Here is a 13,857-nt window from a genome sequence, read left to right as displayed (position 1 = left end):
CAGGCAGGGCCGAAGCGGCATCATGCCGGGCACGCATCTCTGTGGGCACTCAGCGGGGTGCATCTTAGCGGGTGCGGCGCCAGAAACACGGGACGGCTTCCGGGACAAAGGTACGAAATATTCCGGTCAATGCGCCCGGTCCGACAAAACAGTGAGCGTTCGCCCCGGCAAAACGGCGTGCATCCACCCCGCAAAACAGCGAAGGTCCGGTCGGGCAAAACAGCGTGCATCCGTCCCGGCAAACCAGCAAAGGTCCGCAACATACACCCGCCCCGGTAAAACAGCATACACCCGTCCCGGCAAAACTGCGGCGGGACCCGAAGGCAAGATGCGCGTTCGAGACCTCCGGGCCGTATTCCGCCGCATCGGTCGCACATATCGGCCCGCCGGAATCTGCGGCGGCACCGGTCCGCCGGGCCCGACGCTGCCGATGCCGCCCGATCCCGGTCCGCATTCGTCGCTGCAAAGCAGGGGCCAAACCGTAGGCCGAAGGACTCCGTCCTGCAGAAAAAACGCTCCGGGGCGATATGGTCCGACAAATCGCAGGTATTTTTTAAGATTTTTTAAGAAAATGCGCCGCAGCGTTCGGTATTGTGAAAAAAATAACATACCTTTGCGCATCCCAAAGAAAACAATTTTAATCTCATTTTGACGAATAATAATTTATGGAATTGAACAAAACCTTTATCGACGGACTTTGGAGCAAGGAGATCAACGTGACGAGTTTCGTTCAGACGAACATCACCCCCTACGTGGGCGACGCCTCCTTCCTGCAGGGTCCCACCGACCGCACGAAGCACATCTGGAACCTCTGTCTCAAGGCCCTCGAAGAGGAGCGCGCCAACAACGGCGTCCGTTCGCTGGACAACAAGACCGTTTCGACCATCACTTCGCACAAAGCCGGCTACATCGACAAAGAACAGGAGCTGATCGTCGGTCTGCAGACCGACCAGCTGCTCAAGCGCGCCATCAAGCCCTTCGGCGGCATCAACGTCGTATCGCGCGCCTGCAAGGAGAACGGCGTCGACGTGGACGAGAAGGTTAAGGATATTTTCACCCACTACCGCAAGACGCACAACGACGGCGTGTTCGACGTCTACACCGAGGAGATCCGCTCGTTCCGTTCGCTGGGCTTCCTGACGGGTCTGCCCGACAACTACGCCCGCGGCCGCATCATCGGCGACTACCGCCGTCTGGCCCTCTACGGCACCGACCGGCTGATCGAAGCCAAGACCGAGGACCTGCGCGGCCTGACCGGCCCGATGACCGACGCCCGCATCCGCCTGCGCGAAGAGGTCGCGGAGCAGATCAAGGCACTCAAGGAGATCCGCACGATGGGCGAATACTACGGACTGGACCTGAGCCGTCCGGCGCACTCGGCGCAGGAGGCCGTACAGTGGGTCTACATGGCCTACCTCGCCGCCGTGAAGGAGCAGGACGGCGCCGCAATGTCGTTGGGCAACGTTTCGTCGTTCCTCGACATCTTCATCGAGTACGATCTGGCCCACGGCAACATCGACGAAGTGTTCGCGCAGGAGCTGATCGACCAGTTCGTCATCAAGCTCCGCATGGTGCGCCACCTCAGAATGCAGTCCTACAACGACATCTTCGCCGGCGACCCGACGTGGGTGACCGAAGCCATCGGCGGACGCTTCAACGACGGCCGCACGAAGGTGACCAAGACCTCGTTCCGTTTCCTGCAGACGCTCTACAACCTCGGTCCGTCGCCCGAACCCAACCTCACGATTCTGTGGAGCCCCGACCTGCCGCAGGGATTCAAGGATTTCTGCGCCAAGGTTTCGGCCGACACCAGTTCGATCCAATACGAAAACGACGAGCTGATGCGCGAAGTGCGCCACTCGGACGACTACGGCATCGCCTGCTGCGTGTCGTATCAGGACATCGGCCGTCAGATCCAGTTCTTCGGCGCCCGCTGCAACTTGGCCAAGGCCCTGCTGCTGGCTCTGAACGGCGGCCGCTGCGAGAACACCGGCACGCTGATGGTCAAGGGCATTCCGGCGCTCACCGAGGGCCCGCTGCGCTTCGAAGAGGTGATGCGCAACTACAAGATGGTGCTGACCGAAATCGCCCGCGTCTACAACGAGGCGATGAACATCATCCACTACATGCACGACAAATATTATTACGAGAAGGCCCAGATGGCGCTGGTGGACACCGACCCGCGCATCAACCTCGCCTACGGCGTGGCCGGTCTCTCGATCGCCCTCGACTCGCTCTCGGCCATCAAATACGCCAAGGTGACGGCGCGCCGCAACGAGCAGGGGCTCACCGACGGATTCGACATCGAGGGTGAATTCCCCTGCTTCGGCAACAACGACGACCGGGTGGACCACTTGGGCGTGGACCTCGTGTACTATTTCAGCGAGGAACTGAAGAAGCTGCCCGTCTACAAGAACGCCCGTCCGACCCTCTCGCTGCTGACCATCACCTCGAACGTGATGTACGGCAAGAAGACCGGCGCGACGCCCGACGGACGCGCCAAAGGCGTGGCTTTCGCTCCGGGCGCCAACCCGATGCACGGACGCGACAAGAGCGGCGCGATCGCTTCGCTGGCCTCGGTGGCCAAGCTACGCTACCGCGACTCGCAGGACGGCATCTCGAACACCTTCTCGATCATCCCCAAATCGCTGGGCCCGACGCAGGAGGAGCGGATCGAGAACCTCGTGACGATGCTCGACGGCTACTTCACCAAGGGGGCGCACCACCTGAACGTGAACGTGCTGAACCGCGCGATGCTCGAAGACGCCATGGAGCACCCCGAAAACTATCCGCAGCTGACGATCCGCGTGTCGGGCTATGCCGTGAACTTCACCAAGCTGAGCCGCGAACACCAGCTGGAGGTCATCAGCCGCAGTTTCCACGAGCGGATGTAAGATGATAAAGGTACACTCCTACGAATCAATGGGAACATTCGACGGGCCGGGACTCCGGCTCGTCGTTTTCCTGCAGGGATGCAATTTCCGCTGTCTCTACTGCGCCAATCCCGACACGATCGACGCCTGCGGCGGCACGCCCACGTCCCCGGACGAGATACTGCGCATGGCCGTGGACCAGAAGCCTTTTTACGGACGGCGGGGCGGCGTGACCTTTTCGGGCGGCGAACCGACGTTTCAGGCCGCGGCGCTGGCGCCGCTGGTGCGCAGGCTCCGGGAGGCGGGCATCCACGTCTGCATCGACACGAACGGCAGCATCTGGAATCCGGCAGTCGAAGAGCTGCTGGGGCTGGCGGACCTGATCCTGCTCGACGTGAAGCAGGCCGATCCCGAACGCCACCTCGCGCTCACCGAACGCGACAACGCCCAAACCCTCCGCACGGCGGCATGGCTCGAAGAACACGGCAAACCCTTCTGGCTCCGCTACGTGCTGGTGCCGGGCTACAGCGACGCCGAAGCCGACATCCGCACGCTGGGCGGGCGGCTCGGCGGCTACAGGCAGATCGAACGGGTCGAGCTGCTGCCCTACCACACGCTCGGAGTTCACAAATACGAAGCGATGGGAAAGGAGTACAAACTCTCGGACGTCAGGGAGAATACGCCGGAACAGCTGGACCGCGCCGCGGCGCTGCTGCGCGAATATTTCGCGAATGTGGTGGTGAACTGACGCCCCCGGCCGACTTCGGCGGCGGCCTGCTGAATTGCTACCAGCACTCCGCCTTGTCTTTCAACTCAGGAATCCGGTCACGCGTGTAGACCGGATTTTTGATGCCCTGCCGTTTCTGGGCGACGTAATCGGCCAGCAGCAGGAAAGCCTGACGCCCCAGCAGCAGGATAGCGGCGAGGTTGAAGAGGGTCATCAGCGCCATCGTAATGTCGGCAAGGCTCCACGCCAGATCGAGCGTGGCAAGGGCCCCGAACAGCACCATCGCCCCGACCAGCAGCCGGTAGAGGGTCAGCGCGCCCGGACGACGGGTGATGAAGCGGATATTGGCTTCGCCGTAATAGTAGTTGCCGATGATACTGCTGAAAGCGAAGAGGAAGATCGCCACGGCGACGAAGACACTGCCGACGGGGCCGATTTCACTGACCAGCGCGGCCTGCGTAAGCCGGATGCCCGACAGCGATGCGTCGGGGACGCCGCCGAAAAGGATGATGAAAGCCGTGCAGGTGCAGATTACGAGCGTATCGGTGAAGACCCCAAGGGTCTGGATCAGCCCCTGCTTGACGGGATGCGAGACATGGGCCGTGGCGGCGACGTTGGGCGCGGAACCCATGCCCGCCTCGTTGCTGAACAGCCCCCGCTTGATGCCCTGCATCAGCGCGGCTCCCACGCCGCCGCCCATCGCCTGCTCCCAGCCGAAAGCGTTGGCGACGATCAGCTCCACGACTTCGGGCAGCCGCCGGAAATTGAAGAGCACCACGCCCAGCGCAAGGGCGATATACCCCAGCGCCATGACCGGGACCACCACCCCGCTCACGCGGGCGATGCGGTGTATGCCGCCGAAGATAACGCCCAGCGTCAGCAGCGTCAGGGCGATGCCGACCCAATGGTGGTCGAAGCCGAAAGCGCCCTCCCATGCGGCGCAGATCGTGTTGCTCTGCACCGAATTGAAGGCGAAGCCGAACGTGACGGAGATCAGTACGGCAAAGACCACGCCCATCCAGCGCCGGCCCAGTCCCCGTTCCATATAATAGGCCGGACCGCCGATATAGGAATCCCTGCCGCGACGTTTGTAGAGCTGGGCGAGGGTCGATTCGACGAAGGCGCTCGAAGCCCCCAGCAGGGCGATGATCCACATCCAAAAGACGGCTCCCGGACCGCCGACGGCGATCGCCGTGGCGACGCCCGCGAGATTGCCCGTACCGACGCGGCTCGCCAGCGAGACGGCGAAAGCCTGAAACGACGAGACATGCCGCTCGCCCCGCCGTCCGCCGCCCGCCGACTCCCCCAGCACACGGAGCATCTCGCGCAGCATGCGGAACTGCACGCCGCGCGTACGCACGGTGAACCATACGGCGCAGCCTAACAGCAGGGCGACCAGCAGATAAGACCAGAGCACGTTATTGACCGAGTCGATCCAGAAAAAAAGGGTTTGCATGGCGGAGATGTTTCGGACAAAGGTAGCAAAGTTAATGCTAAAACGAGAGAAGACCGGAATTCCGGTCTTCTCGAAGCAAATCGTCCGATCATTCGGCGGCATCCATCCGGATCGTCTCGCCCGTCCGGCGGCTGCGTTCGGCGGCGTAGCAGATGCGGTGGCTCTCGATCGAATCGTCGATCGTGGTGAGGAACGGCCGCGAGGGGTCGCGGAGCGCGCGGATGAAATCGCCGATCAGCTGCAGGTCGGCCCCGGCGTGGAAGGGCTGTCCGGCGATGTCCGAGAAATCATAGGTCTCGGCATCCCCGCCGCGGAACCTGCGGACCCGCAGCGTACGCTCGTCGCCGTCGATCTCGCCGCCCGTCAGCCGGATGTGGGTCTTGCGGAAATCGTCGTTGGTAAACATCTCCATCGAAAGGCTCATCGTCACCTCGTCGTCCATCTCCATCGAAAGCAGCTGGTGATCGACCACGTCGTTGTCGCAACGATAGACGCAGCGGCCCAGCATTCCCGTGCGCAGTTCCTCCATAATCGTCGCATCGAGCGTCGCTCCGGGCGGCACGTCGAAGTTCGAGACCCAGTCGCGGCGGACGTAGTAGAGGTCGCGCGCCGAGAAGGGGCATTCGGATTCCATCCGGCAGTCGAGACACCGCGCGGCGGAGCCTTCGGGAGCATTCTCCGCACGGAACCAGCGCAGCGACCCGAACGACGAGAGCAGGCGGCAGTGCGAACCCGTCAGCCACAGCAGGAAGTCGATGTCGTGACAGCATTTGGCCAGCAGGATCGGATTGGCTTCGCTCTCGCGCCGGAAGATGCCGCGCACGTAGCTGTGGGTGGCCCGGTCGAGTCCGACCGAAGCGGTATGGTTGACCGAAACGACGTGTCCCAGCCGCCCCGAAGCGACCAGCTCGCGGATCTTGGCGAAATAGGGATGGTAGCGCAGCACATGGCAGACGCCGACCAGCACGCCGCGCCGGCGGGCGCGCCGGGCGATTTCGCGGCATTCGTCGAGACGCTGGGCGATCGGCTTTTCGAGCAGGACGTGGTATCCGGCGTCGATAGCCTTCACGGCCGGGTCGAAATGGGCGTTCTCAGGAGTCGAAATCAGCACCATGTCGGCATCGAGCCCCTCGGCGAAGAAGTCGTCGTAATGGGCGTAGCAATACTTGTCGGGAAGCCCGAAAGCGTCGGCCATGGCGCGGCGGCGCAGGTCGTTGACTTCGACGATCGCGGCCAACCGGAGCTGTTCGGGATTCCGGCGGGCGTATTCGAGGTATTTATGCGCCCGGTTGCCGGCGCCGATCACGACGATCCGCACGGGCCGGGAGAGGGTTGTTTCAGTTTTCATCGGATGTTGCGGAAATTACAGCGGCTGCCACGGCTCCGTCCGCCGCATCGCGGCGTTCGATGCGGGAGGAAAGACGGATGCTAAGTTCGTAGAGCCAGTAAAGAGGTATGATAACCAGAATCAGGCTGAAAATGTCGGGCGGCGTGATGATCGCGGCGATCACCAGCAGGCCGACGAAAGCGTGCCGGCGGTAGCGTTTCAGAAACGACGACGAGACCAGCCCCATACGGGTCAGGAAGTAGACCAGCAGCGGCAGCTGGAACACCAGCGCCGAGGCCAGCGATGCGACGATGACGGTCGAAAGGTACTGATTGACGTCGATCATGTTCACGATCGAAGCGCTGGCTTCGTAATTGATGAAGAAGCTGACCGAGAGCGGCACGATGACGAAATAGCCGAAGAGCAGGCCCGTGAAGAAGCAGGCCGAGATCCAGAATACGAAGCGGTGCGTGGCGGCGATTTCGCGCTGTGTGAGCGCGGGCTTCACGAAACGCCAGAACTCCCAGAGGACGTAGGGCATGGCCAGCACGAGACCCGTCACGAACGAGATTTTCATGTGCAGGTTGAACTGCCCCGCCATGGCGGTATTGATAACCCGGAAATCGAGGTTCGAGACGTCGAACGCTTCGGGATTGACGCTCAGCGAAAGTCCTGTCAAAGCGTTGATCCAACCGCAGAGCGCGGCGAGGCCGTGTCCGGTCTCCAGCAGCAGCCGGTTGGTCGGGAAACCGGCGCTCTTGGGGCCGAAAAGCACCACGTCGATCAGGAAGTGCCGGGCGAAAAATGCGGCGACGGCGATCACGACGACAGCGGCGGCACCGCGCACCAAATGGGGGCGCAGCGCCGCGAAATGGGACCAGAAGTCCATCTCCGCGCTTTCGTTTCCGGCGTTGGGTTTCGACATATCGGTTCGTTGGGGAATTCGCGCCGTGCTCCGGACTATTTATCCGCCGGTTTGTCTCCGGAGACATCCGCCGGATTCGGCTTCTTGTTTTCGGACGAATAGTCCGTATTCATGGCGTCCTTGAACTCCCGCACGCCGCGGCCCATGCCGCGCATCAGTTCGGGAATTTTCGCGCCGCCGAAGAGCAGTATCACGACGAATACGATAATCAGCAGCTGGCCGTATCCGATCATACAGGGTATAAACATAGTCTTGCAGTTTTTGCGTTTCACAATTGCGGCCCGCGCCGCATCCGTGCGGAGTCCGCCTCCCGTGCGGGATCATCCGCGCGGGAGGCGGGCAGCGCCGTCTATTGGCGGCCGGCGCTCAGGTCCAGCACGCGCAGGTTGCGGAACTGGATGCCCGCACCGTGGCCCAGCAGACCGAGATGGCCTTTCTTATTGAAGAGTCCGGGATGGTTCTTGCCGTCCACGGTATAGGGATTCTTCTTCGAGCCGTCCTCCGAGACGTTGTGTCCCTTGCAGGCTTGGCGGATATCGCCGTCGAGGATCACACGGCCGTTGACCGTGACCGTAATGCGGTCGCCCACGGCGTGTATCTCCATCGTATTCCACGTCCCCAGATCGCCGAACACGACGTGTTCCTGCGCCGGGATGATGCCGTAGACGGAGCCGTGCTGCTGGTAGATGCGCAGGTTCTTGTAGATCGGCGCGTCGTGGTCGAGAATCTGGATTTCCATGCCGTGATAGGCGGCGTCCACGCCCATCGGCGTACGGATGCCGATGCCGTTGTTGACGCCCCTGCGCAGGAAGCGGAATTCGAAGCGCAGGTCGAAATCGCCGTACTCCTTGACCGTATAGAGGTTGCCCGATCCGCCGTAGGAGGCGGTCACGTCGATCGTGCCGTCCAGCGGAACGTAATTGACCGTGTTACCCGTCCATTTGTGCAGCGAACGGCCGTCGAAGAGCACTTCGTAGCCCTGCGCCGCCTCTTCGGGCGAAAGTTCGAAAACAGGCGTCGAGGGCAGTTCGCCGATGTAGAGGTTGCGGAAGCAGGCAGGAGCCGCCAGACCCGACAGTTCGATGCGGCCGCGTACGCAGACCGGTTCGCCGGGAGCGCAGGGGTTCGTCAGCACGACGTTCTCGGCCAGCGTCACCCCGTTCTCGATCAGCGTGATGCGGTCATCGACGACCTTTGCGTAGAGCGTATTCCATGTGCCGGGAGCATTGTCCGCAGCGGCGGCCGGGGTATCGGTCTGCCCCTGAGTCTTCAGGCCGGTGCCTTCGGTTCCGCCCAGCCGGATTTGGGACATCGAACGTACGGCAAGCCCGGCTTCGCCTTCGGAACGCCATTCGAGCCAGAGTTCGAAATTCTCGTATTCCTTTTCGGTACCGATCGTACTCGGAGCCTTGCCTGCGAAAACGAGGGCGTTTCCGTCCGCGCTCCAGTTCGCGGCCATCGCTTCGGCGGCGGCTTTGCGCAGGCCGGCGATCCGGCGGGCCGAAAGTTTCCGCTCACCGGCGGGATCGGCGGTCACGGCGGTCCATCCTTCGAGACCCGCGGTCGGAAGAAGAGCGAAGCCCGCAGCGGGGATTTTGCCGAGCAGTCCGGTGATCTCATCGACGGCGTATCCCGCATCGGCGTCGGATTTGGCCAGCTCCCTGTAGACCTCGCGGGCCTGTTCCAGCGCACTGCGGACAGCCTCGCCGCCCGGCATCGGAGCGCTCTTGGCGACGATCGTCTTCACGGCCGCGGCGGCAGCTCCGGCGGTTGCGGGGTCGGAGAGGTAGTCGGCGGCCAGCATCAGGGCGGGCACTTCATGGACGCCCGCAAGGTAGCCGAGCAGTTTGTTCCGCACGGCGGCCGAGGGTTTGAGTTCGAGTCCCTGCCGGTAGAGCTGGCAGCGGCGGACCGGAGTCGCAGGCTGTTTGGCGCAGAGGTCGGCATAACGCATCAGGGCGCGGTCAGCCAGAGCCGGATTTTCGGCGGCGATGCGGTAAAGGATGTCGGTCATCGCAGGGCTTTCGACCGTCAGCAGGGCGGCGAAAGCGGCTTCGCGGTCACCCTCGCGGAATCCGGCCAGCAGGCTGGCGATGGCTTCGGGGGTGCCGGTCTGCGCCAGCACGGGATAATAGCGCGCCGGAATTTTCGACGCCTGCATGTAGCCGGCGATCGCGCCATAGCGTTTGTCGGCCGGAAGCTGCGCCGAAGTGCGGATCAGCGCGGTCTGGATTTGCGCCGCATGCTGTCCGTCGGCGGCATCGAGCAGTCCGGCCAGACGGTCCATATGACGGGGTCCGGTCACATAAGGAAGAGCGGCATAGGCGGCTTCGCGCACCTGCTTGTCGGAAGTCTCCAGCAGTGCGAAGACGCGGTCCGCGGCCACGGTCATGCGGCGCGCGGCGGCCAGCCTGAGGGCCGGAACGAGCACCTTGGCGTCGTCCCGCGCAAGCAGTCGTTCGACCATCGGGTCGATGCGGCCGTTGAAGGCAAGCAGGGCTTTCTCGGCAGCTCCGGCATGAGGACCTTCGAGCGCCGAGACCAGCGCCGCGAGCGCCTGCTCGCCGCCGATGCGGCCCGAAGCTTCGATGGCGGCCCGTGCGACCCGGTCGTCGGACGAAGTCACGGCGCCCGTAATCACACCGCTCTGCGACACGGCGCCGCAGTCACCCAGCCATGCGAGCACCGCGGTCCGGGTTTCGGCGTCATAGCGCGGCATGCCGGCGGCAACCCGCGCAAAGATCTCGTCGTCGCCCTTGCCGAGCGTCTGCAAAGCAGCATAGCGGTATTCGGCAGGTCCCTCTTTGACGGCGGCCAGTACGTAAGGCATCGCCTTTTCGATGCCGAGCGCATCGGCAAGCACCGCGAGAGCCGCGCCGCGCACATACTGGCGGTCGCACTTGAGCAGGCCCTTGGCGGCTTTCACGGCCGGCTGGGCGTCTCCCGCGGCCACGAGGTTCGCAAGCAGGCGCAGATAGGCATCGGCAGCGCCGGTGTTATCCCAGCCGTAACCGGCCTCGGCGGCTGCGGCGGCCAGCGGTTTGAGCGAAGCGCGCGAACCGCAGACAGCCAGCGCATTGTAAATCTGTTCGGCCGTCCGGGCGTCGGCGCCGCCGAGCCATCCTAGCAGGAGGGGTTCGGCCTGCGTCATCCGCTTTTCGGCAAAAGCATAGGCCAGCGCGCGTTTCCGTTTGGCCGCAAGGCCCTCCTTGCGGGCCTCGGCGAGCAGAACCGGCTCGGTGCCGGGCGTCGAAATCAGCGCACGGATCGCATAGTCGGACAGATAGGAGTCGTCCAGATAAGGCAGTATCCATGCCGCGTCCTCCGCCGCGGAACAGAGCTGCAGCTGCGAGAAGAGGAAAGCACGGTTGGCGTTGTCGGCGCAGCGTTCGATCGCCCGAACCAGTCCCTTGCGGACATCGGCGCACAAGGCTTCGTTTCCGGGGGCTGTCGCGTAGGCAGTGATGCCGTTCAGGGCGTATTCGAGCGTCGCGTTCTTGCTCTTGTCGGCGGGAGTGAGCATGCCGGCGATCATTTCGACACCGGCGCTTCCCGTAGCGGCAAGTTCGCCCATCACTTCGTTGAAAACGGCGGGCGTGGCGGCCGGAAGCTGGGCCAGACCGTCGGCAACGACGGTTTCGGCGTTGCGCTGCCGGGCGTCGAGCTGCTGGGCGGCGGCCCCTGCGGGCAGCAGGGCGATCAGGGCGCCCAGAATAAACAGTCGTGTGATTATCTTTTTCATGGTAACAGGTGCTAAATATGCCACGGGCCGCGCATCGGCTGATCGATCAGTCGGTTGGCGGCATCGTCGCCGATGAAGAGTTGGGTGTCGGGATCGAAGTGCAGGGTGCGGTTCAGCCGCAGGGCGCAGGCGCCCAGATTCACGAGCGTCGAACTGCGATGACCGATCTGCTCGTCGAGCGCGAATTTGCGCCGCGTACGCACGCACTCCAGAAAATCGGTGTTCTGCGGTTCGGGATCGGGCATCTCGGCCAGTTTCTCCATCACGTCGGGAATGGTGCAGCGGAAACCCTTGTAGACCTTGCCCAGCGGACCTTCGATATAGGGCGTGTCGCCCTCGCTTTCGAAGCCCTCGCCTTCGAGGACGATCTGGCAGCCGTCGTCGTAGGTATAGACGATTTTACGCCAGATGCCCACGGCGTCGGGATGCTGCTGCGGAGCGTCCACCTCGATCTTGACGGGCGACGTCTCGTCCTTGCCCAGCAGGTACTGCACGGGGTCCATGTAGTGCTGGCCCATGTCGGTAAGACCGCCGCCGTCGTAGTCCCAATAGCCGCGGAAGGTGCTGTGCACGCGGTGTTTGTTATAAGGCTTGTAGGGCGCCGGTCCGAGCCACATGTCGTAATCCAGCTCGGCGGGAACAGGTTCAGGAGCGAGGTTTTCCCGGCCCACCCAGAAGAACTTCCACGTGAATCCGGTGGTGCCCGAAATGGTCACCTTGAGCGGCCAGCCCAGCAGGCCGCTGTCGATCAGCTTCTTGAGCGGCTCGACCGTCGTGCCGAGACCATAGAAGGTATCCTTGAAGCGGAACCAAGTGTTCAGGCGGAAGATGCGGTTGTTGCGCCGGACGGCTTCGGCTACGCGCTTGCCTTCGCCGATGGTGCGCGTCATCGGTTTCTCGCACCAGATGTCCTTGCCGGCCTTGGCCGCCTCGACGGCCATGATGCCGTGCCAGTGCGGCGGCGTGGCGATATGCACGATGTCGATATTGGGGTCGGTAATCAGGCGGCGGAAGTCGCTGTAGGCTTCCAGCGTCTCGCCGAACTTCTTCTGTCCCAGCGCAACGGCGCTTTCGAGGTGTTTGCGGTCCACGTCGCAGACAGCCACCAGCCGGCAGTCCTTGTTGCTGGTGAAGTGGTAGCTGCTCTTGCCGATGCCGCCCACGCCGATGATGCCTTTGGTGAGCTGGTCGCTCGGAGCGGTGAACTTCGGGCCGCCGAGCACTTGGCGCGGGACGATCGTCAGCAGCGCCATGCCGCCCAGCGTTTTCAGAAAATCTCTACGGGAGGTACTCATGTTTATCGGAATGTTAGTAGTTTATAAAGTTGTCAGGCGGAAATTGCGCCACTGCACCTTGATCCCGCCGCCGTCGTGGATCTGCAAGGCGATGCGGCCCTGCGCGGCGCCGATCTTGGCGTCGGTAATGTCCACCATCTCCTCGCCGTTGAGCCACGTCTGCACCCGGTCGCCCTCGACCCGCAGGCGCAGCGTATTCCACTGGCCCTCCTTGAGGATGTTCTCCTTCTCGTCGGGAATCTGAACCAGCCATCCGCGGCCGTAGGATTCGTAAATGCCCGCCGTGTCGTGGCCCTTGGGAGCCACCTCACACTGCCAGCCGTGGACCTTCACGGGCGGCTCGACGAACGAACGGAAGAAGACGCCCGAATTGCCGTTGGCGAGCTGTTTGAATTCGAGCGTCAGGTCGAAGTCGTTGTAATATTCGCGCGTGGCGAGATAGCCGTACTCCTTGTCGGGACCGCTCTCGCAGACGAGGTTGCCCTCCTTGTCCACGTACCACTTCTCCGTGCCGTAGGCTTCCCAGCCCGTGAGGTCTTTTCCGTTGAAAAGCTCGACTTCACGGCCCGCCTTGCGCGGCAGCTCCTTGATCTTCAGGTTGCGGAACGAGGCCGGATAGCCGTGGTCCTGCAGGCAGATGACGCCACGGCGGGCCAGTCCGTATTCGGGAGCCGTCTCCCACTTGCCGCTGTTCTTGCGGGCGAACCAGTCGTCGGTGTAGGCATCGAATTCGAGGATCTTGTGTCCGTTGAGCCAGTGCTCGACATGGCCGTTGTCGCAGACGATGCGCGAGTTGTTCCACTCGCCCTGCGGGTTGACGAACATCGAATCGGGATCGGGCAGGTGCATGGCGTAATCCACGCCCAGCCGCTGCCACTCCTCAAGTTTGGTAGGAGCGTTCTCGGCCTCCCAGCCGTCATTGTCGATCAGCTGGTATTCGGGCCCCGTCACATAGGGGACCTTGAAATAGGGATCTTCGAGCACGTGGTAGAGCATGCCGCTGTTGCCGCCGTAGGAGAGTTTCCAGTCCCAGTCGAGGATGAAGTTTTCGTACTGTTTCTTGGTGACGATGTAGCCCGAAAGGTCGCTGCCGTCGCCGTTGGCCTGAATGCAGCCGTCCACGACGTGCCACGGCTGCGTGAGCGAATCGCCGTTGTAATCTTTCCACTGGTCGAGCGTCTTGCCGTCGAACAGCAGCTCCCAGCCGTCGGCGGCCTCGGCTTCGGTGAGCACATTCTGGGGCGACGCGCACGAAACGCCCGTCGCAAGCAGCAGCGCGAAACCGCACGTCCGGGCGAGTCCGCTGCAAAGATTGGATCGAGATAACATAAGTTTAAGGTTTATCGGTTCTTTTATATATTTGGTGTCGGCCTTCATCCGGAGGGGTCGGCTCCGGCATCGTCCCGCGCCCGGCGGCAGGCCGCGGCGAAGGGTGCCGTCCGGAAGACAGACTCGTTTAGGGCCTGCGTCGGACGGTCAAGACAAAGTTACCTTTATTTTATGAATTTTCCA

The 13,857-nt window shown here is 62.8% G+C and carries 9 protein-coding genes; 2 read left to right on the top strand and 7 right to left on the bottom strand.

What is annotated here, in order from left to right:
- Positions 1–665: 665 nt before the first annotated feature.
- Complete coding sequence (gene pflB, locus HMPREF9720_RS07120; RefSeq protein ID WP_009597501.1) at positions 666–2,894, top strand: formate C-acetyltransferase; 2,229 nt, start codon at positions 666–668, stop codon at positions 2,892–2,894.
- Position 2,895: 1 nt separating this feature from the next.
- Positions 2,896–3,621 carry a pyruvate formate-lyase-activating protein gene (gene pflA, locus HMPREF9720_RS07115; protein WP_009597516.1) on the top strand — a complete coding sequence of 242 codons (726 nt, stop codon included), beginning with the start codon at positions 2,896–2,898 and terminating at the stop codon, positions 3,619–3,621.
- 37 nt (positions 3,622–3,658) lie between these two features.
- Here pflA and HMPREF9720_RS07110 read toward each other — a convergent pair whose 3' ends face one another.
- From HMPREF9720_RS07110 to HMPREF9720_RS07080, 7 genes are all read right to left on the bottom strand, one after another.
- Positions 3,659–5,056: an alanine/glycine:cation symporter family protein gene (locus HMPREF9720_RS07110; protein ID WP_009597552.1), complete on the bottom strand. Its 1,398-nt coding sequence runs from the start codon at positions 5,054–5,056 to the stop codon at positions 3,659–3,661.
- Between the two features lie 88 nt (positions 5,057–5,144).
- Positions 5,145–6,404, bottom strand: a complete 1,260-nt coding sequence (locus HMPREF9720_RS07105; protein ID WP_009597499.1) for a Gfo/Idh/MocA family protein — start codon at positions 6,402–6,404, stop codon at positions 5,145–5,147.
- Positions 6,394–7,308 (bottom strand): twin-arginine translocase subunit TatC, encoded by a 915-nt coding sequence (gene tatC, locus HMPREF9720_RS07100; RefSeq protein ID WP_009597532.1) that lies wholly within the window; start codon positions 7,306–7,308, stop codon positions 6,394–6,396. Before tatC ends, HMPREF9720_RS07105 begins: the two co-directional genes overlap by 11 nt.
- A 35-nt stretch (positions 7,309–7,343) precedes the next feature.
- Positions 7,344–7,556 carry a Sec-independent protein translocase subunit TatA/TatB gene (locus tag HMPREF9720_RS07095; RefSeq protein ID WP_009597498.1) on the bottom strand — a complete coding sequence of 71 codons (213 nt, stop codon included), beginning with the start codon at positions 7,554–7,556 and terminating at the stop codon, positions 7,344–7,346.
- A gap of 101 nt (positions 7,557–7,657) precedes the next feature.
- Positions 7,658–11,050 (bottom strand): family 16 glycoside hydrolase, encoded by a 3,393-nt coding sequence (locus tag HMPREF9720_RS07090; RefSeq protein WP_009597543.1) that lies wholly within the window; start codon positions 11,048–11,050, stop codon positions 7,658–7,660.
- An 11-nt stretch (positions 11,051–11,061) separates the two neighbouring features.
- Positions 11,062–12,345: a Gfo/Idh/MocA family oxidoreductase gene (locus HMPREF9720_RS07085; protein ID WP_009597508.1), complete on the bottom strand. Its 1,284-nt coding sequence runs from the start codon at positions 12,343–12,345 to the stop codon at positions 11,062–11,064.
- Between the two features lie 21 nt (positions 12,346–12,366).
- Complete coding sequence (locus tag HMPREF9720_RS07080) at positions 12,367–13,674, bottom strand: 3-keto-disaccharide hydrolase (protein ID WP_014775141.1); 1,308 nt, start codon at positions 13,672–13,674, stop codon at positions 12,367–12,369.
- Between the last annotated feature and the right edge of the window lie 183 nt (positions 13,675–13,857).

The sequence above is a fragment of the Alistipes sp. HGB5 genome, from assembly GCF_000183485.2.
Lineage (GTDB): Bacteria > Bacteroidota > Bacteroidia > Bacteroidales > Rikenellaceae > Alistipes > Alistipes finegoldii.
This window is presented reverse-complemented; position numbering and strand designations above follow the sequence as displayed.

What these genes read in the sequence shown, in the direction of transcription:
- pflB (WP_009597501.1), top strand. Translation starts at nt 666, where the DNA reads ATGGAATTGAACAAAACCTTTATCGACGGACTTTGGAGCAAGGAGATC.
- pflA (WP_009597516.1), top strand. Translation starts at nt 2,896, where the DNA reads ATGATAAAGGTACACTCCTACGAATCAATGGGAACATTCGACGGGCCG.
- HMPREF9720_RS07110 (WP_009597552.1), bottom strand. Translation starts at nt 5,056, where the DNA reads ATGCAAACCCTTTTTTTCTGGATCGACTCGGTCAATAACGTGCTCTGG.
- HMPREF9720_RS07105 (WP_009597499.1), bottom strand. Translation starts at nt 6,404, where the DNA reads ATGAAAACTGAAACAACCCTCTCCCGGCCCGTGCGGATCGTCGTGATC.
- tatC (WP_009597532.1), bottom strand. Translation starts at nt 7,308, where the DNA reads ATGTCGAAACCCAACGCCGGAAACGAAAGCGCGGAGATGGACTTCTGG.
- HMPREF9720_RS07095 (WP_009597498.1), bottom strand. Translation starts at nt 7,556, where the DNA reads ATGTTTATACCCTGTATGATCGGATACGGCCAGCTGCTGATTATCGTA.
- HMPREF9720_RS07090 (WP_009597543.1), bottom strand. Translation starts at nt 11,050, where the DNA reads ATGAAAAAGATAATCACACGACTGTTTATTCTGGGCGCCCTGATCGCC.
- HMPREF9720_RS07085 (WP_009597508.1), bottom strand. Translation starts at nt 12,345, where the DNA reads ATGAGTACCTCCCGTAGAGATTTTCTGAAAACGCTGGGCGGCATGGCG.
- HMPREF9720_RS07080 (WP_014775141.1), bottom strand. Translation starts at nt 13,674, where the DNA reads ATGTTATCTCGATCCAATCTTTGCAGCGGACTCGCCCGGACGTGCGGT.